19 protein-coding genes are annotated in these 21,229 nt (G+C 65.4%); 10 read left to right on the forward strand and 9 right to left on the reverse strand.

What is annotated here, in order from left to right:
- The first annotated feature begins 141 nt into the window (after window positions 1–141).
- Entirely contained in the window at window positions 142–1,896 is a 1,755-nt protein-coding gene (locus FYC51_RS14565; RefSeq protein WP_187432678.1) for a TraM recognition domain-containing protein, read from the forward strand.
- A gap of 74 nt (window positions 1,897–1,970) precedes the next feature.
- On the opposite strand, the gene FYC51_RS14570 is transcribed toward FYC51_RS14565, so the two are convergent.
- Entirely contained in the window at window positions 1,971–2,255 is a 285-nt protein-coding gene (locus FYC51_RS14570; RefSeq protein WP_148734529.1) for a hypothetical protein, read from the reverse strand.
- A gap of 97 nt (window positions 2,256–2,352) precedes the next feature.
- On the opposite strand from FYC51_RS14570, the gene FYC51_RS14575 reads away from it, so the two are divergent.
- From FYC51_RS14575 to FYC51_RS14600, 6 genes are all read left to right on the forward strand, one after another.
- On the forward strand, window positions 2,353–2,802 hold the full coding sequence (locus tag FYC51_RS14575) for a single-stranded DNA-binding protein (protein ID WP_187432679.1): 450 nt from the start codon (window positions 2,353–2,355) through the stop codon (window positions 2,800–2,802).
- A 74-nt stretch (window positions 2,803–2,876) separates the two neighbouring features.
- Window positions 2,877–3,455, forward strand: a complete 579-nt coding sequence (locus FYC51_RS14580; RefSeq protein WP_148734531.1) for a hypothetical protein — start codon at window positions 2,877–2,879, stop codon at window positions 3,453–3,455.
- Window positions 3,456–3,575: 120 nt separating this feature from the next.
- On the forward strand, window positions 3,576–3,845 hold the full coding sequence (locus FYC51_RS14585) for a hypothetical protein (protein WP_148734532.1): 270 nt from the start codon (window positions 3,576–3,578) through the stop codon (window positions 3,843–3,845).
- Complete coding sequence (locus FYC51_RS14590) at window positions 3,842–5,071, forward strand: hypothetical protein (protein WP_148734533.1); 1,230 nt, start codon at window positions 3,842–3,844, stop codon at window positions 5,069–5,071. Before FYC51_RS14585 ends, FYC51_RS14590 begins: the two co-directional genes overlap by 4 nt.
- 787 nt (window positions 5,072–5,858) lie before the next feature.
- A complete protein-coding gene (locus FYC51_RS14595) occupies window positions 5,859–6,104 on the forward strand; it encodes a hypothetical protein (RefSeq protein ID WP_148734534.1) in 246 nt (81 codons plus the stop codon).
- Window positions 6,105–6,152: 48 nt separating this feature from the next.
- The gene (locus FYC51_RS14600) at window positions 6,153–7,478 is read left to right on the forward strand and encodes a CFI-box-CTERM domain-containing protein (RefSeq protein WP_148734535.1); all 1,326 of its coding nucleotides are present in this window, start codon (window positions 6,153–6,155) and stop codon (window positions 7,476–7,478) included.
- Between the two features lie 120 nt (window positions 7,479–7,598).
- Here the strand turns inward: FYC51_RS14600 and FYC51_RS14605 are convergent, their stop codons facing one another.
- The 6 genes from FYC51_RS14605 to FYC51_RS14625 all read right to left on the reverse strand — a co-directional run bounded on the left by FYC51_RS14605 (window position 7,599) and on the right by FYC51_RS14625 (window position 16,327).
- Entirely contained in the window at window positions 7,599–8,465 is an 867-nt protein-coding gene (locus FYC51_RS14605; RefSeq protein ID WP_148734536.1) for a J domain-containing protein, read from the reverse strand.
- Window positions 8,466–8,470: 5 nt separating this feature from the next.
- On the reverse strand, window positions 8,471–12,136 hold the full coding sequence (gene mobF, locus FYC51_RS14610; RefSeq protein WP_187432680.1) for a MobF family relaxase: 3,666 nt from the start codon (window positions 12,134–12,136) through the stop codon (window positions 8,471–8,473).
- A 409-nt stretch (window positions 12,137–12,545) separates the two neighbouring features.
- On the reverse strand, window positions 12,546–12,704 hold the full coding sequence (locus FYC51_RS19330; RefSeq protein ID WP_187432681.1) for a hypothetical protein: 159 nt from the start codon (window positions 12,702–12,704) through the stop codon (window positions 12,546–12,548).
- Between the two features lie 394 nt (window positions 12,705–13,098).
- A complete protein-coding gene (locus FYC51_RS14615) occupies window positions 13,099–13,830 on the reverse strand; it encodes a hypothetical protein (RefSeq protein WP_148734538.1) in 732 nt (243 codons plus the stop codon).
- Between the two features lie 11 nt (window positions 13,831–13,841).
- Window positions 13,842–15,515, reverse strand: coding sequence for an SIR2 family protein (locus FYC51_RS14620; RefSeq protein ID WP_148734539.1), 1,674 nt, complete (start codon window positions 15,513–15,515; stop codon window positions 13,842–13,844).
- Between the two features lie 230 nt (window positions 15,516–15,745).
- Entirely contained in the window at window positions 15,746–16,327 is a 582-nt protein-coding gene (locus FYC51_RS14625; RefSeq protein WP_148734540.1) for a hypothetical protein, read from the reverse strand.
- 117 nt (window positions 16,328–16,444) lie between these two features.
- On the opposite strand from FYC51_RS14625, the gene FYC51_RS14630 reads away from it, so the two are divergent.
- From FYC51_RS14630 to FYC51_RS14640, 3 genes are all read left to right on the forward strand, one after another.
- Complete coding sequence (locus tag FYC51_RS14630) at window positions 16,445–17,179, forward strand: NYN domain-containing protein (RefSeq protein ID WP_148734541.1); 735 nt, start codon at window positions 16,445–16,447, stop codon at window positions 17,177–17,179.
- A gap of 603 nt (window positions 17,180–17,782) precedes the next feature.
- Entirely contained in the window at window positions 17,783–18,448 is a 666-nt protein-coding gene (locus FYC51_RS14635; protein WP_148734542.1) for a hypothetical protein, read from the forward strand.
- A 269-nt stretch (window positions 18,449–18,717) separates the two neighbouring features.
- On the forward strand, window positions 18,718–19,416 hold the full coding sequence (locus FYC51_RS14640) for a hypothetical protein (RefSeq protein WP_148734543.1): 699 nt from the start codon (window positions 18,718–18,720) through the stop codon (window positions 19,414–19,416).
- 132 nt (window positions 19,417–19,548) lie between these two features.
- Here FYC51_RS14640 and FYC51_RS14645 read toward each other — a convergent pair whose 3' ends face one another.
- Window positions 19,549–20,643, reverse strand: a complete 1,095-nt coding sequence (locus FYC51_RS14645) for a P-loop NTPase family protein (RefSeq protein WP_148734544.1) — start codon at window positions 20,641–20,643, stop codon at window positions 19,549–19,551.
- A 167-nt stretch (window positions 20,644–20,810) separates the two neighbouring features.
- Window positions 20,811–21,227, reverse strand: coding sequence for a hypothetical protein (locus FYC51_RS14650; RefSeq protein WP_148734545.1), 417 nt, complete (start codon window positions 21,225–21,227; stop codon window positions 20,811–20,813).
- Window positions 21,228–21,229: the final 2 nt, after the last annotated feature.

The raw sequence follows: 21,229 nt of genomic DNA on the forward strand, positions 1-21,229 counted from the left end.
CAAGCGTCGCCGCACTGCCGGGCAGTCAAGGCCAGCCAAGGCTGTTCACCGCAACTCTGACTGTGAGTGCGCGAGAGTCAGCATCACAACCGTGACTGAAGGGAGTCACGGATGCGTTCACCGGATGCTTGGCGCGCAAATATGGCACTGGCTGGTGTCGGCGTCGTGGCTGCGCTGATCATCGCGCAGGCCGGAACAGCTTGGGCGCTCGCTGTGGCGACTTCGAAACCAGTCGCCCACCTGTCGATCTGGCAGTTGCTCGGCTTGTACGCGCAACCCGATCCGACCATCGTGACAGGGCAGCCCGTCCCGGGGGCCGTGCACTGGGGACTGGTGGCGCTTGCCGTCGCTCTGATGCTGCTGCCAGTAGTGCTGTGGCTGCGGCAGCGCCGAGGTTCGGGCCTTGGGGAAACACTGCGGAAGGGTACTGCAAGCAAGGCAGAGCTGAAGAGGCACGCCGGCGGCCCCCAGCTGGTCAGGCGTGCAACCACCCTTCGACCGTCGATCGACAAGAAGACGGCGAAGCCAGAAGAGGTCGGATACTGCATCGGGGCGGCGCACGGCCTGCCGATCTGGATGAGCGTGGAGGACTCAGCGATCCTTATCGGCCCGTCCCGATCGGGCAAAGGCTTCAACTTTGTCGTCCCCATGCTGACAAAGGCGATGGGCGCAGTCGTGACGACCTCCACCCGCGCGGACAACCTGCTCCTCACGATGGAGCACCGCAAGCGCGCCGGAGGGCCGATGTTCGTGTTCGACCCTGCAGGGGTCGCGGCCGGCGCCGGAAACGAACTGCGTTGGTCACCACTGGAAGGCGCCAATGATCTTGACATCGCAATGCGTCGTCTCGCGTCGCTGATCCCAAGCGACGGATTCGATGGCGTCCAGAACACCGGTTATTGGGAGGCGACGTCGAAGAAGATCATCCTCGCTTTGTTCCACGCGGCCGCGCTCGACGAGCGCACAATTGATGACTTCTGGCGGTGGATGAGTGATCCGAACCTCGCGAAGACTGAAGCGTTGGAGATCTTGAACTCGCATCCCGACTCCGACCGTGCCACGGCACGTTCCCTTAACGCGGTCCTCACCGGAAGCCCCGAGCAGCGCGGCAATGACTGGGCGGCAGCGTACGCCGACGTCGCGTACATGGCTTCCCCGAAGGTGCGCGCATCGATGTCGCCGACCGCGGAGGATGCGGGGTTCGACCCGTTCGAGTTCATCATGTCGCGCGGCACCCTGTATCTGATCGGTGATGCAGCATCCGCGGCCGCGTTCGAGCCGTTGATCGTCGCACTCGTTGAAGAGATCTCCGCGGTCGCCCAAGGCATCGCGGGCGCGTCGCCGGACGCGCGCCTCGACCCGCCCGTGCAGTTCATCCTCGACGAGGCCGCGAACTTCAGAATCCCGACCCTGCCGAAGCTGATCAGCTACAGTGGCGGCTCCGGGTTGACCGTGATCGTCGTGCTGCAGTCGATCTCGCAGGCTGAGATGGCGTGGGGTCGCGATGGAGCGCGCGCCTTGTGGGGTGCCGCGAGCCTGAAGATCGTCCTGCCCGGGGGTTCCGACCCGTCCGATCTGAAAGATCTCGAAACGCTTGTCGGCGAGGTGGAGCTCGAGCGGCGCACATTCTCGACGTCCGAGAGCGGCGTCTCGTACCAGCACGCTCGCGAGGAGAAGCGAGTTCTTCGAGCCAGCGAGATCAGGACCCTCGCATTCGGGACCGCGCTGGTGTTCTTCCGACAGCTCAAGCCAGCGATCGTGAAACTCACCCCGTGGATCGCGCTCCCGATCGCCGAACAGTTGAAGACCGACCGCGACATGGTCGCCGCCCGACTCTCCGCGGCGAGCCCATACGCGGCGCGCCTGCGGCGGTGGAACGAGCGGAACCCGGGATGAGCCCGGCCAGCCGTGGCGGGCCCCGTCAGAGGCTCGCCCGGCAGCGGAAGAGGCGCTACGACGCGTACATCGACTCACGTGCGTGGCGTGAGCGTCGCGTGGCGTGGGCGGCTGAGGAGTCCGCCCGCACCTGCATGCCGCTCGTGTGCGCCGTGTGCGGCCGGGACTGGGACCTGCTCCGCGACGACCTGCACCACCTCGAGTACGCCCGCCTCGGCGCGGAACGGCACGAAGACCTCGTGCCACTGCACCGCCAGGCGCACGACGAGGTGCACGACCTCCTTGACCGACTCGGGCTGCGCCAGCGGATGCCATTGCGGCTCGCGAACGAGCACGCTCTCGCCGTGCTCCGATGCCACGCACCTTGTCGGCAGCCGGGGCGAGGTGCGCGTCGAACCCCATCTGACCTGTGAACGGCCCGGACTCGCTGGGCCGCCAGGGGAGATGAGGGAAGCAATGGCGACGACCAAGGAGAACATCCCGCTCAAGGGGCGGCTGGTCTCGGACCCGGCGCGGTCCGAGCACGAGAATGGGCCGAAGCTCCGCTTTCGGTTCGTCGAAGAGGACTTCAAACGCGAGAACGGCCAGCTCGTTCGCGACGAGAACGGGTACCCCGTCGTGTCGCACCGCGCATTCCACGAGGCGGTGGTCTGGTACGGCCCCCTCGCAGATCGCATCGAGGGCACGCTGCGTTCTGGTGACGCGTTCGTCGCGACCGGCGACCTGCGGTTCTCGACCTTCGAGGACAAGGACGGCAACTCGCGCTCCTCGCACGAGTTCGCGATCCAGGCCATCGGGGCCGACCTCGCCAGCGGGCGGGTGGTGATCGAACGCGGCCCAAAAGCACCGGCGCCCGCGCAGGCGCAGCACCACACGCCTGAGCAGGCCGCGAGCGTCACACGCTGACTGACATACCTTGAATGCCCCCCACACGAGATCTCGTTTTGGGGGCAGTGACGGTGAGCGAGAGGAAGATCGCCATGGCGAAGGACATTACCGATCGCGGATGGCTCACGCGGGCGACATCCACCGAGCGCGACGACCTGGCGCGCGACGCCCCCGAACCGGCGGAGGCGCCCGACAGCGGCGTCCCCGTGCCTTCCCACCGTTCTGGCGTCGTTCCCACGCACGGCGACGGGTACGAGTTCATCGCGGTCAACGAGGGCGCCGGCTGGCGCGCCGTCCCTGACTGGGCTGCCGAGGGCTGGGATCTCGGGCGGTGGCCGACCACTGTCGTCATGTTCAGCGACGATTACGAAAAGCCACGAGCGCTGCTGTACATCGAGGGCGACACCGAGGAATGGGAGTTCGACTCCGTCGAACAGCGCGAGCGATACGTCGACACCGTCGCCGAAGAGCTCTGGCGCACCGGGGAAGCAGACGGCCCCCGCGATATCGGCGCGTACCCAGCCGGGCGGCTCCCGGTGGCCTATCGAAGGCCGGCACCGACTCAGCAGAGCACGCCGCCTGCATCCGGGTCCCGCCACAGCGCGGGCTCAGCGACACCAATGCCGTCAGGGACGGCGCCAGGCTTAGCGATCGCCCGCCTGCGCCGATGACGTACACGCATGCGGCGGCGCGATGGTCGCCGCCGATCCACGGCAATCCGTGGTGCGGGCCGTACTGCCGCCACGGTCAATAACGTCATGCCCAAAGGGACAACGAAAGGAACCTCCACTATGAGCACCCAGGACCAGATCGACGTTGCCCTGCAGCGCACTGCGATCGCCGCGTTCATCTACTACCCCCAGATCCACGTCGACCAACCGGACTACCGTCTCGATGAGGATGTTGCCTGGTGCGTCGAACCGCTCGGTGACCTCGAAGGCGCCGCGCTCGGGTCGGTCAGGGATGCCGTGGGACGAGCCATCGTCGACCCGAGCGAGTTTCGCGAAGAGCTCTTCGCGGCGCTGTCGGACCTGGCGGACCCGGACGCCACAGCAGAATGACTCGGCCCCTCCCGGAAGAGGAACGCATCGCCCGGGACCGGGCGCGTAAGCGTGCGTGGTGGGACGCCCATCCGGACTACCGCGCGGAACACCGTAAGAAGAATCTCGAGCGGCTTCGCGAGCAGAATCGCAACTACATGCGAGCTCAAGCCGCCGAGAAGAAGCGGCGAGAGCGCGAAGTCGAGCGTGTCCGCGAATGGAGCAAGCAGAACCCCGACAAGCGCAAGGCCGCGCGCGAGCGATACAAGGCTGCGAACCCCGAGAAGTACCGCGAGGCGCAGCGGGCCTACTACCACCGCAACAAGGAAGCGATTCAAGCGCGCCGGGATGCGGCCCGAACGCCCGACAAGGTGCGAGCGGACGCGCGGCGGGACAACGAGAAGCGAGATCGCGCGAAGCCGGCGAAGCCGCCGTCGCCCGAGCAGCGCGAGCGGTACCAGGCTCAGCAACGTGACAAGAAGCGTGTCGAACGTGCCCTTGCCAAGGCCGGTCTTCCCTCACGGAGGATCCGGCGGGTCCTCGCCTTCGAGAAGCGCAGGAACGCGGCTGAGGCCGATGCGTTCTTCGCTCGGCGGCGCTCTTACGTCGAGCTGACGAGGATCAGGAGGCAGGACGAGCCGACTCCGCCGGAGTTGATCAGCCAGTGGAACGATGGGGCCGCGCGGCTTCGGGATCGTCTGCGGTTCCGGCGCGCGGTCGACGTGTATCAGTTCGAACACGCCGAGCGGTTGCATGAGGAGGTCATCCTAGACTCGCGTGCGCGTGAGTTGGTCTGCAAGCTGCCGTATGACGTACTCCTCGAGGTACGACGACGCGCCGTGGCAGAGGTCCGCGAAGGCCAGGCCCGCAAGGAGGTTTCGGGCAGAGTCTTGGAGGCGCACCGCAGCGGCGCGGTCGTGACCGCGGGCAGCGTGCGCGAGCTTGTGCAGGCGAATGTGCGGGCCGGCTGGCGGATCGTGCCGGCACCCACCGGCGTCGCGCCCCAGCAGCTGCTCCTCGTCAGCGACGAGTACGGCGACGCGCGATTGCTCACGATCGGGCCAGCCGGGGTCGAGGTCCGGGAGTTCGGCACCGCCGCTGGGCGATCGGCGCACATTCAGGCCCTCTACGGGGGTATCGGCAGCGTGCCGAGCGCGCCGGCGCTGGGTCCGACTGCGCCTTTGACGGGGGAGCGGCCGACGATGTTCGCCGCCGTGGATGCGTCCACCGTCGTGGCACGCCGGTAGGTGAGTTCGCGCCCACGCGCCCGGACGGCGTTGGAGCGTGGCAGCAACCAGCGCGTCGCGAATGCGATACGAGGCTGAGCCCTTCGTCCGGTGCGGCTTGGTGTTCACAGGATTCGAACTTATGTTCGAGTCATGGTCGTTCGATGGCACCCGATCCTGGCCGCCGATGAGCCAGAGCCGGGGCAATGGCGGCTCCTCGACAGCTACGAGCGTGAGTACGGGCGCGTGACCATCGTTCGGCTGGATGGCGAGGTTCGATACCGAGTTGAGTTCCGGAACGCCTTGCTCGGCTATGACACGACGTTACGCGGAGCCTGCGAGCGAGTGCACACCGCCTTCATCCGGTCGCATGGGCCGGCAGCGTTCCAGGGGTACCCAGCCTTCGACTCGCACCGGAAGTAGCCGAAACGGGCGCGATAATCCGCGTGCCCGTCTCCGCCCCGATCGTTCTGCCCAGTGATAGCCGCGCGGTGACGAGGCAGGTCGGGGTGACCATTTACGAAGAACGGTTCTTGCCCCGGGCAGTCAGGCGTCGCAATCCAGCGCAGCCGCACAGAAGCCATAGCAGCACTTGCACGTCGAAACCACCCCTACAAGTGGGGCGTTGGATCCCGCCTCACGTGGCTGGCCCGCTTGGCTAGCCTGAGTCCATGAATCGCCCCCCGTTGTTTGGCTGGAGCCAGACGGCGCTCGTCCTTCTCGTCGGCCTCGGCGTGTCTGGGTGCTCGGGCTACTACTCAACTGAGGCAATGGACCTGGCTGCGAATGAGCGCCCGGCGCTCGAGCCGTGGAGGAGTATGAGCCGACGGACGTCGATATCGCCCGAGCCGAGCAGGAGGCTGCTGACGGGGTCTTCGGGTGGTCCTGCAACTACGATCCGAGCTACAACGAGGACTGGCACGACGATGTGCGGTGTAACAAGGGAGCAGAGGTCATCCGGCCGTATCTGCGAGAGTGGGATGACTTCGTGACCGAGGCCGAACTCATGGAGTCCGCCCGCGAATACGAGGCCAAACTCAACGCCGGCGGCTGACCGCGCCATCGCGTCAGAACGTTCAGCAGCAACCGCGGCTAGCGGCGCGTGCCTAGCTGCAAGCCCGACACCGAGAGTAAGGGAATCTTCACGGGTATGGACGAAAGCGTACTCAGAATCGTCGCCGACAACCTCCGCCGCTGGCAGAGCGAAATCAAGGACCAGCGCCACATTCCCGTGAACTCCCCAGGCTTTGCTGTAGCCCTGCAGGAGCGGCTTGCCGAGTCCGGGCTGCTTGATGAAGCACAGGAACGCTGGGCGGCACGAGATCGCAGGCAGCGCGAACTGGAAGTGCTCTACGGGGAGGCCGTGCGCCGCGTGCCTGGCGCGGTCAACGAGGACTTGTTGATTCTCGACGACATTGGTGCGTTGCTGATCGAGCTCGACGAGAACGCAGAGCCCTCATACCTCAGGGCCAGCCTCACGCGTGAGAAGTACTTCGAGACGATCAGAAGAAAGAGCGCTCCTCGTACTCAAGGAGAGGACAAGGAGGAGTCTCTCGTAGCGCTGCGATCCTCAGCGGATGGTCAGTGGATCATTACCCCGCACCAACCGAACCGGTTCACCCCAGACGGGCGCTTTGATGAGCTGAGGGCGGCGTTGAACGAGTTCATGGCGGAGTGGGACTCAACTCCTTCCAGAAGCAAGCTCGGCAGTAGCTCTGCCGCCTACCCGGACACTTGGGAGGCTCAGATCAGGCAGGCGGTGCAACTCAAGCGCGAAGGACAATTCCTGGCGTCGGCGAAGATCTACATGGGCCTGACTCGTGTTGCGGGCACGGTCTACACGGGAGTGCTACTCAGCCTTTACAAGACCGTAGCGTGTGCTGGTGATCTCCTAGACGGCAACTTCCTGCTCATGAGGGCGCTCACAATCTTCCAGCTCGACCCGCATCCGTGGCCTCCCGCGAAGGAGCGGCCGACTACCTTTCAGGACCATTTGAGCCGGCTTCTCAAGTCGGCGTCCTCTGAGGCGAGCCTGGAAGCGTACCTCCGCGATATTTCGGGAAATGCGGACTATCGCCTCCCCCGGGATTACCCAGCGATGGTCCGGGAACTTCGTGAGCATTATGCGAACGTCGCGAAGCTCCAGGCAAGTGCCGAGTCGCCGCGCGGAGGATGCTACATCGCGACGGCAGTCTACGGATCGTACGATGCACCTCCAGTCCTCACCCTTCGTCGATTCCGCGATCGGAAGCTCGCCGGGACCGCGACAGGGAGGACGGCGATCAAGGTGTACTACGCCGTGAGCCCTTCACTGGCGAAACGTCTCGGGCGAACGGGAGTGCTGAATCGCATGGTGAAGCTCGCCCTTGATGCCGTCGTCGAGTCGCTGGATCGCCGGGGCTACTCCAACGACTCTGCAGAATGCTAAAGGGCGCGGTCGACTCGCGCTCCGGGCTGTGGGTCGGATGACCAGGGTGTGGAGTTCGCGGGGGCATCTATCGTTCCCCGCTGAGCCGGTCAGACAAGCTCGAGCAAGGTCGGCACCGGCTCATCTGGACAGAGGATCGATGAGGCGCTGGTTACGCCGACTCAATCGCGGCTCGACACTCACGACACCTCGGCCGTCGACGAGATGCCAATACCCGGCCATCGCGCGACCCCACAGGTCGACTGTCTGCCAGTCGCCCGTGAAGAAGTCGTATCCGAGCACCTGCGAGTGTGAGGGATACAGCAGCGCCCGCTCGACGTAGATCAGTCGCATGTCCCCACTTCGGGCGAGCTCGAGCATCATGGCCCACCGCTTCCTCGCCCACAGCCCGATCAACCGAATCATGAGCTCACCGCCTGCGAGCACGGCGAGGCCCATGAGCAGTGCGCCGTAGAACACGAGCAGTCCGACAGTGCCGAGGTCCGCGGAGCGGACCGCCAGCGGGGCCATGCCCATCGCCGCCACCAAGAGCGCCGCGAAGGACCGGCGTGGGAAGCTCCGCCGCGGGAGATACGCGAGCACGGCCGCGACCACCAGGCCGACGAGCACCAGCTGCAGCGATAACATCTGCGACACGGCAGCGGGCTCGGCTGCGGCGGGAAGGCGACTGGCCGCCGAAGACAGCATGGCCAAGGCGACCATCAGCACGACCGCCGGAACGATGATCGCCGCAACAACGACGATCCAGTCCGGAAGGCGGTGGTGCTCGCGCGCCCTCTCAAGCTGGGCGTTGTACGCGGCACGACGTACCGGGTCGGTGAGGACTTCGCCGGCGGTCACGACGCGCGCATGGTCCCGGGTGGTGCGGCGGCTGCCGACCAAGTCAGGGTGCGTGGCGAACGCGCGCTCGGTGAGCGCCGCCTCCACCGCCTCGGCGGAGGCGTCAGGGGTGATCCCGAGCGTCTTGTAGTGGTCGTTATGCCGCATGGCCCTCACGGTAGACGGATCCGCTGACGTGTCGTCTCTTCGGCGGGGATCTGTGGGCGACGCGACCCGTCGTCCGAGCGCGGCCGACTGACGGTCGGGGGAGCTGCCTCGACGTGGGAGAGCGCCGTGTGAGCGATCTCGTAGTCGGTGCGCCGCTGATGGTTTAGGTCATCGATGGGGCCGAGCGGCGTCGACGAAGTGACGCCCCACTTGTCGCGGTAGGCGGCGATCGTCACCGCGTGTTCGCGCCAGTCGTCTCCGCTTGGCACGCCGAGTCTCGAGGTCCACGGTTCACGTGTGGCGATCGCGTTGTCGAGTACGCGTTCGGCGCGTTCGTGGATGGCGGTCGCTCGCTCGTCGAGCGCACGCTGCATGTCCGCGTTGTCGCTGCGGATCACGGGAATGAGGCCGGCGATGCGTTCGCGCCTCGTGCGGGGAGCGTTCGCCGATGCGAGGGCGAGACGATCGGTGAGCCGCTGATGGATGACTGCGGCCGCGTCGTCGGCGGTGTCGAGTCGACGAGGGTGGACGGCTTCGGAGATGAGCTCAGCGACCGGGAGTTGCTGTTCGTCGACGCGACGCAGCAGCGCCACGAGCGCGTCGTAGCCGCCATGGCTGCGAAGCTGCGCGTGCTGTTCCTCCCCGAGCGACGCGTTCAGCACAGCGCCGTATCGTTCGGCGGCGATGTGCGCGGCCAGTGTGTCGTACTCGGCCGCGAGCTGCCGGATGCTTGACACTCGCTCGTACTCGCCTCGAGCCGTTGCGGTGGCGGACGTATCCGCGCCGGCCGAACGGAGCACCGACTCGAGCACGTCGCGCCATCCACGCTCGAGCTGTCGGCTCGTGTCCGAGTCGGAGACGCCCACCGTCACGTATGCCTTGTTCGAGTGCTTGCCGCGGGTGAGGCCGACGTACGCGACCTCGCGTGTCGTGCTCTCGTCGACGAGCATGTGCGCGGTGTCCACCGTTCGTCCTTGCGATCGGTGTGCCGTGGTGGCGTATGCGAGTTGCACGTGCTCCCTGAGGTACGCGACGGGAAGGGTCACACGTGCGCCATCCGCGTTCTCAACGACGGCTTCACCGTTGCGGCGTAGCCTGACGACGATCCACTCCTGACCGTTGCGGACCCACTCACCGTGCGAGTCGCGGAGGGTCCGGTTGTTGTTCCGGGTGACGAGCCTGTCGCCGAGGTGTGCGCGCATCTGCTCACTGATCGCGGCGGACTCGTCGCTGAGCCAGCCGGCTTTCCTCAGCCATTTCTGGGCGTGGAGATTCAGCGTGCGGACCTGGGCGTTGTCCGATGCGATCAGCAGCGAATCGAGACCCGCTGCGACATCCGCTTGCCATGCGGCGAGAGCGTCAGCGAGCATTTCGTCGCTGGTGCCCGACTCGATGCGGTCGTGCGCTGCGTACGTGTCGATCGCGCCGACGTCCCCCAGTCGCAGCAGCACCGAGGCATCCCGCTCCCACTCGGCCGCGAATCGCCACACCTGGTCGAGCTGTGCGGCGCGATCGCCGCGCTCGGCGACGATGAGCGAGAACGCGCCACCCGCGTCGACGGCGCCGAGCTGTGCCCAGTCGCCGACGAGCAGGAGTTTCGCCCCTGCGGCCGCGGCCTGCGCGCGGAGTTCGTCAAGGGCGAGGGTGCCGCTCATGCCGGCCTCGTCGACGATGACGAGCTGCCCCGGGCGCATGGCGAACCGGGGTCGATCGCCGGTCGATCCTGTGATCCACATCGCGGTGTTCTCGGTCTCGATGCCGAGCGCGTCGCCGAGGACGCGAGCGGCCGCGGCCGACGGAGCCAGTCCGATCACCGAGTGCTGCCCGTACTCGTGCTCCCACAGCTCGCGCAGCTTCGCGAGGGTCGTCGTCTTGCCCGCCCCTGCCGGGCCGACGAGCACGTCGACGGCGAGTCCCGACGTGGCAATGCGAGCGACTGCGTCGCGCTGGTCGTCAGCGAGCATCCGACCCTCACTGTCGGCGGTGTCGAGCCTGATCGCGATCGCGTCCGCTGTGACGCGGAGGTCGCTGGCCTGATGGGATGCCGCGACGAGGCGACGTTCAGCATCCAGCAGCGCGCGCGTGGTGAACAGCTCCCGCGCGGTCGGCGCGAACGCGCTGGCGCCATCCGATTGCCGGAACTCTCGTGGCGCGTGCAGCGGGTTTCGAGGCGTCAGCGCCACCGCGGCCGCGACGACCTGTTCGAGCACGCGACACGACGCGTCAGCGCGGTCGAGGATGCTGCGGAACGTCACCGGCTTGAGCGCACGATGCACCTCCGCCATCGCGTTGGCTCGAGTCCACGTCGCTCGGGACCCGGTCAGCGCGGCGAGCACGCGGCCGGCGATCTCACCCACATCGACGATGTCGGAAAGGTCATCGCCGTGCAGCGACCACTGCGAGTGAGACGACAAGCGTCGATGTCCGGCCTCCACGACGCGTCCGACGAGCCGGTCGGGGTCGGTGATGCGTGCGGCCCGGTCTCGCCACCACGCCGACAGCTCCTCGAGCGAGCGCACGGTCTTGGATGCGCGGGTGCGCCGAGTCGCCGCCTGCCGCATCCTCCAGACTTGGAACCGCGACGGCTCCTTGCCCGTCGCCGCGCGGTACTCCTCGATCAACTCGTCCTTAGCCCGTGCGATCTGCGTCGACCGTTGCGAGAACTCGTCGAGCAGCGATGACGGGATACCGTCGATCTCCCACTTCCGATTCCGTGCGGCGACGCCGAGCTCGTCTGCGAACAGCGCGCGGCTCTCCTGCGAGTCGTTGAGGTCGCGCTCCCTCAGGAACCGGGCGTACCGCTCTGGGTAACGCTCCACCGACCGCTCGGTCCACTGGACGCCCAGTCGGTTCGACAGCGCATCCATGAGCGCCGCGTCGTAGGTCTCGGACAGCGTGACGACGTGAGGCGACAAGGCATGCCGCGAGTCGATGGTGCGCCACTGTCCGTCGGTCGTCTGGACGCGATTCGAGATCAGCAGGTGGGTATGCAGCTGCGGGTCGCCCTCTCGCGAATCCCAGTGGTCGAATCCTGTCGCGACCGCGCCAAGCACCTCGAGTTGAACGACGCCGCCAGTGCCGGCTCGGGTGCGCAGCGCGTCGCGTTCGAGGATCGCGAGGGTCTCCTGCAATGCCTGCTCGTGGACGGCCTTGATCTGCTCCTGCACTGATGCGGGCGACAGCGCCCAGAGCACGCTGACCGACTTCGGCGGGTTGAACACCAGCTCGAACCCGGCGACGGATGACGGCGGGGTGTGCGCGGTCTCCTCGGCGATGATCTTCGCCACAACGTGCTCGCGCGTCGCGTCGTCCAGCGACGTGTCGAGCTGCTTCACGCGCGCGTCGATCCGTTCCTCGAGTGTCGCGACGACAACGTACCTCCGCGCCAACGGCTCACCCGTCAACGGGTGAGCGCCAGCACCATAGAGATGCGACAGCTCGGCAGGCGTCACGGTTCGCCCCTCGGCGACCCCAAGACCGGCGACACCGGCGCCGTACCAGCGGCCGGCCGGTGTGCCCTCGGCGGCGTAGTAGTCGACAGCGTCACCGCGACCCGCCTCGGCCGCGACAGAGTCCTGGAAGTACCGCCACGCGTCCTCGCCCGACGCGATCTTCACCATCGAGATCACGACGTCGCCGCCCGACGCGCCCGGAACGCCGCGACACGACATCGCGTGGAGCAGTACTGCTGACCTGCTCGGGCGGCCGACATGTCGGCCCGACACGACGCGTTCGCGCAGGTCGTCCGTCGCGGCGCCGCGACACGAGCCGCGTAGTGCCACGCGCGCTTGCGACATGACGCCGAGCAGAACCGCTGACGCGACAGCGACGACACGAACCAGTCGAGGCAGCTGTCGCAGCGTCGCGTCAGCACGGACGTCGCAGCGTCGCATTCCTGACGCGACACACGGCGACGAGCTGCGTCACGACACGCCTGCGAGCAGAACGACGTGTGCTGAGTGCCGGCGACGAACCGACGACGACATTCGCGACACCACGACGCGAACCGTCGATGCCCGATGCGCTGCGGCGCGTGAGCCGCGTCGCCGAGCATCGTCATCGCCCGCGACAGCTGACGCGTCATGCTCGACGCTCCGCGCCGGCGACGGCCAGGCGGATGTCATCGTGAATGCCGTGCCGGTCGTCGCGCCGGGCGACGTGGATCACGGTAGGTCCGGCCACCCGCACACGGCTGAGTGCATCATCGAGGGTGGTTGCGGCGTTGTGTGTCAGCTTCATGCACTTCCGATGGGTCGCAACGCGCATGTTGGCGTAACGCGGTTGCGACGCAGCCGCCCTCAAGTGCCAGACGTGTTCTGCTTCGACAAGCAGGAAGACCGGAACGCCGCGCCTGCACTCACGCACGAGCTTGCTCTGCCGCGAACTGCGAGCAGAATTCTGGATGCGATCACTCGCAGTCAGGACCTTGTGCCCGGGTACCGGCCCGTCGCGAATTGCTGCATCCCCGGGAATCGGATTTCTCCTCGGGTGAGGCTCCCACCCCGATGGCTGTCTCGCCCTCCCAATCCAGCACGCGCAAGTGCCAGAGCCGACATCGCGAGCGCGTTCATCTTGATCAACGGCAGACGACAGATTCGTGCTCGACCGAGTCAGGCACAGAGAGCGGCATGGCCTATTCGGCGCCGAGCGACCTGAGTCGGGCGTCTCCATCGTCGGGGCGTCCGTCAATGAACATCCTGATGAGGTCGGCCAGTTCTTCGTCGTAGCGCAGCTCGGGATGAGCCTCGAGCATGAGCCTGACCTCGGATGCAGCCGCCTGCGGGGAGAGCTCCTTCATCCGCTGCTGCCACTCGAGGACGTCCTCGTCGGCGCCCTCGATGCGAACGCTGGACAGGAGCAGCCAGATCCGTTCTTCGAGCGAGTTGAGCAGCACGGCCTTTCGCAGGAGTTCCTGCCAGTCCTCGGCAGTCATGGTGATGAAAACTTGCTCGTCAGCAGTCTCGACCTCGGAGCCGATGACGAGCGCCACGGGCGCTTCCACCGGCGACAGTTCCTCGGAGGGTTCATGGAGCTCAATCCCATGGGAACCGTCGGTCTTGATGGCTTCGGCCTTCTCCGGCCGCCCCGCCTTGAAGCGATCCATGACCTTGACCGTTGCTACCGTCGCTCCGATCACGACTAGCGTTCCGATTCCCAAGACAGCCCAGTCCTTCGGGGTCAGGTTCTTCAGCGCGCTCTTGCTCTTGTCGACGAGGAAGATTTCCGCGTGCGTCTCGAGGCTGTTGGTCTGGGCATTCCTCAGCAGAGCCCTCACAGCGCCCTCTGTCTGCTTCGAAGCCGAGAGCTTCATCCCGTCCAGTACCCGGATGACTGCGGGAATGTCCGTGTAGCCGGATTCGGTCACCTTAATTCCTCCTACTCCTGTGTCGCCGCGCCAGCGGCGGCGGCTTCGAGGGCTTTGCGACGGTCGTACAGGCAAATCGCGCGGCGGAATAGCGCCAAGTTATACGGCGAACTCACGTCGGGGGTTCCGTAAAGCTCAACCAGTACGTCGTGCAGGTCAGTGGTGCTGTAGTCGGCCGGATCGAGGAGGACCAAGCACTCGAGCTTGAAATACGTCGTGTACTCCGAGTCGACGATCTGCCGTGGAGTGGTTAGGGCGCCCTTCACGTCGCGATTGAATCGCGCTTCGTTCTGAGCGGACGCCGTCAGAGGTCGCTCCGCGAGCCGCTTGATGACATCTGGGAGCCCGTCGAAGTGAATGCTTCCGTCTGGGGCGATGCGTCCGGCCTCAAGCAAGTACTTGTGAACCGGCAGATACGAGTTGTGCGCCGCGCGAATCCCGTCGCGGACTCCGGACGCCAGGAGATTGTCCGGGTCCAACCCGTGTTTGCGAATACCGAGGACATCCTGTTCGACGTCATCACGACGAAGCGTGCGGCCGATGGTGGACAGGTTCTGCAGGTCCTTCTCGGAGAACGCGCCCACCCCGAAGACCACGCGATACTCGTCGGCGTCTTCCGCATCGATCGGAATCGCGCGCACGACTTCACGTGTCTGCGATGGATCGGGGTGTGTGACGAGGTCGAAGACGTGCTTCCGTAGTTCGCGGAGGATCGCTGCAGGGAACGGACGTTCCAGATGGGAGAGGACCCCCCACAGCCATTCGAAGCTGTGGGTTCCGACCCGAGTGATCGGAAGTCGCGAACCGCCCCGCTGGATGCTCGTCTGCTCGATGACCGTGGCTGACGACGCATCGGGGTTCCACTCAACGAAGTAGATGCGCTTGCCGAGTTCGCCCAGTCGATCAGGTCCGACCGCGGTCGCGATGTTGTCCAGGATCTCGTTCAGGTACTCATCGCTGAGACTGTAGCCGACGAAGATCACGGGATGCTCGGCGAAGATCGTCAGCAGTTTGGCGGCGAGGTAGTGATTCCGGTTGGAGAACCGCTCGTAGTCGCCCTTGGTCAGGATCAGCGACAGCGGCTGCGTGGCCGCGCCGTGGATCTTATACGTCTCTGCTATGAACTGGGCATCGCTCATGAGCAGTTCGTCCTGACCGACGTACGGCTGAAAGGCTGGGAACAATTGGTCGGTCAGAGAGTCGTAGTTGGTCGTGATCACGCCGTCGACGACAGCTGATCCGAGCAGGGCGACTTCGGCGGCCAGGTCGGGGTCATCGACGCCGGGGACGCCCGCGGTCAATGCGTCATGCGTGCGGATGTACTCGGCGATCGCCACCTTCAGACCGCCCTCATCGTCACGAACGATCGCCGAATGCTGTTCGCGCTGCTGCGCGTAGGACTGGTCGTTCCACCAGCGCTGGTGAAACGCCTGAGCGACGCTGGTTGCAGCGGTCGGGAGATCTCCATTCGCTGTCGCCAGGTGGTAGTTGAAGTTCTCACCTGCCTCTGCCGCAAACTGCCGCAGAAGGCCTTCCCAATCGGGAAGGCCGAGATAACGGCGGGAGATGCCGCTGCCGATGAACAGGTAAGGCAATGCTCCATGCGATGCGAGCGATGCCCGCAATTGCGCAGCCGCATCGTCGTCGAACGAGGATTGCTCGCCGGTGTCACGGCCAGGAGTCATTCCACCAACTTAGTTGGCCGCACGGACACCCATGTCCAGTTCAAGTTGCAGGTGCGCCGGCGGTGTCGGTCAAGACGCTAGCGCGACCCGCGTCATCCGACGCCAGGATCAAGTGGGATCCCCGAACGCGGCGTGTGGTCGCCGGACCGAGTCAAGCCGTTCCGGCGACCACGAACCGAGCTCGTGCAGCTGGAGCCGCTCTCCCTGAACGCCGAGTTCGTCGCGTCGTCCTACGGCAGAATTGACCGTTCCCTGCGTTGCGGCTTCAGTGAGCTTTCGTCGGGCCAGAGGCCGAGGCCGGGAACGTAGCGACCCGACTCTTGTAGCCATCGATCGAAACTGGGGATGGTCACTTGGTTGGCCCGACGGAATGAGGGCTCTTCACGCCAGAGCCCGATCGTGGCAATCACGAGACGGAGGTATTCAGCGGCAAAGTCCAACCACAGTCGATCAAAGCCGACCACTCGCCAGCATTGGTCGTCGGACATCCGATCGGCGAACCCCAAGCCCGTCGCTTCGCTTATCGCAGCTCGGACGCTTCTCTCTAGATGTGCCCACTGCCGGGGCAGACCCGACTGCTCTTGCTCGATCGTGGTAATTGCCCCTTCAATCGCCATCTTCCAGCGCTCGACGTCGGTCACTACGTCTCGGTGGTCCAGCAGCCGCTTGACGGAAAGAAGGGATTCCAACAGAGCGGTGCCGCTTGCGTGCCGCCGCGCCCAACGGATGTGGCCTTTCGTCACCTGACCGGCTGCGACGGGACCCGCGACCGCGCCGAAGATGGAGCTCGCTCCAGAAACGATGTCGGTCATGGGACCTCCCGATCTCAATTATGACCAATACTTCCGACATCGATGGAGACAGCGGCCCTCAGTGGATCCGCGTAGCGGGATGGCCAATCGTTGGGCGCTCACTGCCATGCTTGTCGCATGGCGCAGCCTCACGACCTCCTCGCCGTTCTTGTGGACGCTGACAACGTGCCGCCTTCGACAATCGGTGCAGTCCTTACCGAGGTCGCACGTTTCGGCACTGCCTCGGTCAAGCGGGTCTACGGCGACTGGACCAAGCCGAACCTAAGCAGTTGGAAGCAGGTTGCGAGCGAGCATGTGATTCAGCCAATCCAGCAGTTTGCCAACACGGTCGGCAAGAACGCGACCGACAGTGCGTTGATCATCGACGCCATGGACCTGCTGTACACGCGCCGATTTCACGGGTTCTGCATCGTGTCATCCGACAGCGACTTCACCCGTCTCGCGTCTCGCATCCGCGAAGAGGGTGTCACCGTCTATGGGTTCGGTGAGCGGAAGACGCCCGAAGCATTCCGTAACGCGTGCGATCGGTTCACTTACCTGGACGTGCTCGACCAGCCAGCAACGGAGAGCACCTCTGCAGCGCGCACTCGCGTTCCGCCGCCGAGACTGCGCAGCGACACAAAGCTTGTCTCCGGGCTACGAACGAGTGTCACCACCGCATCGGGAGAGGACGGATGGGCGAACCTTGCCACGGTGGGCCAGCTAATGCGGAAACAACATCCCGACTTCGACTCACGAAACTGGGGCTACGCAAAACTCTCCGAGCTGGTTCGCGCGACGGAACTCTTCCACATCGAAACCCGACCGGCCGGCGGACTGCAACTGCAGAACAGAAAGAAGAATGGCGACTGATCATGGTGGCGACCGGGGCGCGATCGCGAGAGCTGCAGTCGATCCTCCTTCAGGCGGGCTTGCTTGAAGCTGCACGGCCGCCGGCGCCACGCTTGGACTGCTGCCTCCGCAAGCGGCAGCAGACATCCTCGATCTGTACCGCGCACTTGGAGCAACTCTGGTCGCGTCGGCGCGCGACTGGGAATGGCGCGGGTCGGCTATGCGCTGGGAAGCTTCCCACCATGAGCATGCAGAAGACGAGTCTCCCGCCCGCCGGCTGGTACCCCGACCCCGAACGCGCCGGCCCCTCGAGGTGGTGGACCTGCACGGAGTGGGCGGCGGCGTCGCCGGCCACGATGACTCCGACGCAGTCGATCCGAAACGGATTCGCTATCGCGGCTTCGTTATCGCGGTTCCCGCAGCAGCCAACTTCCTCGCGCCAACCAGGCCACCGGCGTCGCGCTCATAGCCCTCGTTCTCTCCATCATCGGCGCGAACAGGGCACGCTCACGTGCAGGCGCCGGGCTGTAAGTAGCCTGACGGGGCGTCGGCATCAGCATCGGCGCCCTCGTGCTCGCCCAGCTCTGGAAGACCGGTCGTTGACCATGGAATGGGGAGGTCGTGATGGGGTTTGAAGACGCTCTCAGCGGCGCTCGTAAGCGACAGGAGGAGGCCGAGTCGGCGTTAGAGGCAAGAATCGAAAGGCAGCGCGCCGAGGAAGCCGAACGCGTGTCGGTGAGGCAACAGCAGCTGTTGCCGATCGTGGCCGAATTCGCCACAGCTGCTCACAGGGTGGGCATTCCCCGGTATCGGTTTGCAACTTACAAGGAGTGGGTGGCTCGCGAGGCCGGCTATGCGCCAGCAGAGCCGGAAGATTGGTTCAAGAAGATGCAGAGACCCTGGGATTATTGGATCCCAGAGCAGCGCGCCGGTGCCGTGGTAGACGAGCTAGGCGATGGGTGGGCAATCCCAGATGTGCGAAAGGGCGCGTACTTCAGCGAGAGCGGCGCCATCGATGGGCTTATCGTCTTCGTGGACGGGCGAGTTCATGAATTCGACGGGCCCGCATATGCTCCACACCCGGCGACCACCTATCCCTGGCTCGAGCAGCTTCGCGACGACACCACGATGGAGTACTGGTACTGGCGCCATCTTGATTTCAAGCCGCGACCCGGATCGTGGACGCTGGATCAGCTCCAGGAGATCCTCGTACTGGCGATCCTGAACGCCGAGCGCGGGCGAATCTGGCAAGTAGGCGACAGAATCAGCGAAAGCTGGTTCATCGACTGAGTTGACCGGACTCCGCTGTTTTCCCCGACAGTTGGGCGTTCGCGAATCCAGGGCTGATTCTCCTAGCCGGAGTAGAGCCGTGAGTATCTGCTCACGCCGCAAGAGCAACTGTGACTGTGACGTCCGATCCCAAACCGCTCGAGGCACGGGACGATCCTGCAGGTCCACCAGCAGCATTTGCCTTCTCCGTCGGCTCACCCCGATCGGGTTGTCGTACGGCAGCGCTAGCTTCGTGACACCGGAAGGCTGCGAGGTAGAGGAGTCGCTGTATGTCGTCCATCCCCGTTGCGGTGTCGCGGCTCGGAGAGCCGGATTCACGCGAGTCACAGAATCGGCGTGCTGTGGAGTGGCTCTTGCAGCAGCCCGGTGGTCCGATCGTCGTTGTGACGCCACAGAAGAACTTCGATGGAGACAGCCTGAGGCGTTTGATCGCGCAGCCTGGAGTCGTTCATCGCACATGGCGGGGGTTCGTCGGCGGCTCCTTCGACGGCCAGCGGGTGCTGTACGCCTGGCCGGACCGTAAGCATCTGAACGATCTTTGGGGGAGTGAGGCGGACGCCCTCGTGGTCATCGAGTGGAATACGCAGGAGACAGCTGAGTGGATCGCCGACACCAATCCGATGCAGTTGCTGCCTGAGGGGATCGTGCCCGCGTCGACGGTCTCGGGTGAAGAGAAGCTCCTCGAACCCCTGCCCAATGGGATCGACGGCATCCTCGAGTACGTGGCCGGCATGGCGGCTGGATACTCGTCTGGACTGAAATGGAACGAGGAAGACAAGCTGAAGGCGGACATGATGAACCGCCCAGAGCGGTGGAGCTCGGTCACTGTCGAGCAGGTCCGTGCGAAGTGCCGAGAGCTCGGGATGCGGCCGAACGACGTTGACACGATCGCCGGGTTCCTCCAGCGCCGGAAAGAGGGTCGCCGGTTCAACGTGCGGAGCTCGTACCGCACGTTCCAGTTCAACTGAGCCTGCGCCGCCGGAGCATCCCTCAGTGGGATCGCTGTCGTTCGGCCTCGCCACGCCGGGCCTCGCGCTTTGCTGACTGGGCGTCGACGATGAGAACATCTACGTCGACCACGGCCCGACAAGCACTATGTCTCATTTGGGCGGCCAGAGCTCCCAGCGATTGGCTCGACCCCGCTTCACGATGGCACCGGGGAACTCAGCGTCGAGCTCAGCCAGGCGCTTCGCCACTTCGCCCAGCGGCAGGCCAGAGGGCACCGTGGCGAGCGGTTGCGGCTTCCGCGGGTCAGCTTCTTTCAGCTTCGTGCGAGCAGCTGACTGCTCGAGCATGCGCCGCACCTCGCGGAGACGAGCCGACCAGCCCGGCCATGCTGGACACGGGCCCTGGTACGGCGGCGTCACCCAGCCGTGTTTGCTGGCGGGAGTGGCGCACTCGGAACACATGTCGTCCGCCGTGAGCGGTGGAACGGCGAGGAGATCGGCAAGCCGACGTTCGGCTATCTGAATTTCCGTACGCAGCTTCGGTTTCTCCGCCTTGTCGGTCGCCTGCTTGAGCCCTTCCTGCAGTTCGGGAATCTGGGCGCGCAGCGCGGTCACGTCGCGCTCGCGATTCATTCGGTAATACATAAGCGAGATCACCCGTCGATCGCGCGGCAGGTAGCCTTGCTTGTCGACCACGTCTTCCGGGTCGCCGACTTGTTCTGCCAGCCGCTTGACTGTGGCCTCGCGCTGCGCGATCGTGACCTCGAGTTCGGCCATGTTCCCTGCGCGAATGCTGTGGGGCATGGCCGGGAAGCGTTCGCCCGAGCGGTACGCGGCGAGTTCCTCACGGTCGCGCGCCAGGATGGAGCTCATTTCGAGGAGCGACAGGCGCGCCACCTCACGCTCCAGGTTGTACCGTTCACTGTCGTGCTCCCAGCGAGCCTCGTCTGCGGCTCGTTCGGCCGAAATCCGCCGATCGACATCGGCGAACTCGGCGTCCAGCTGACGATTGGTCTTGTACCGGAACCACGGCTCGCCACGCGTCCACTGACCCATGACAGCCTCGGCCCGCTCGAGATCGTCCGCGCGGTCGTCCTCGACCCATGGATTCCAGAGGGCGTCCTGGTGAATCTCCACGAAGACCGCACGAGCGGCCAGCATCTCTTCGAAGGTCGCTGTCGCGCTAGGCTTCGGCCTCCACAAGATGCCGTTGTGTTCGTAGAGCTTCTCCGACTCGGTGGTCCTCATGGGCACCACAGTGGCCTAGTCGGACGCGAGGACGCTAGTATCCGACGCGAAGTCGAGCGCCGGAATGCGCAGCCGAAGGCGCGCCAAGTGGGCGTGATTCAAGCCCCTCATTCCGGTCATGAATCTAGCTGTCAAATTCAGACGTGTCGGGACCACTACAAGGGGGCTCATCGGGAGATGGGTTCAGGCCAGGGGTAAAGGCTGGAGTCGCGATAGAACCCGAGGGGGACACCGTCGTCGCTGAAGCGGATGCCGCCGTCTTCATGGGAACCATTTGCGTGGGCGATTGCGGCGAGCACGAGCGCGAGATTCTTCCGATCGAGCCCCGGGATGATGTCACAGAGGTCGACTGGCGCCCCGTCGAGGAGGGATGCGGCGATTGCGACGATGCGGCGTTCACCGCCGGACCATGCACCGGTCTCGTCAAGCAGCACGAACGTGTCGATGGAGGTGAGGCCCCCGTGATCGGTGAGCCACGGTGCGCCGTCGTGGATCGCGCCGTGGCGGATCAGGAGTTCGGCGCCTGCTTCGGTGGGGTACATGCCCTTCGCCCATGCGCGGACGCGGGTTGCGATCTCGGTCATCG

The organism is Agromyces mariniharenae, assembly GCF_008122505.1.
GTDB classification, from domain to species: domain Bacteria; phylum Actinomycetota; class Actinomycetes; order Actinomycetales; family Microbacteriaceae; genus Agromyces; species Agromyces mariniharenae.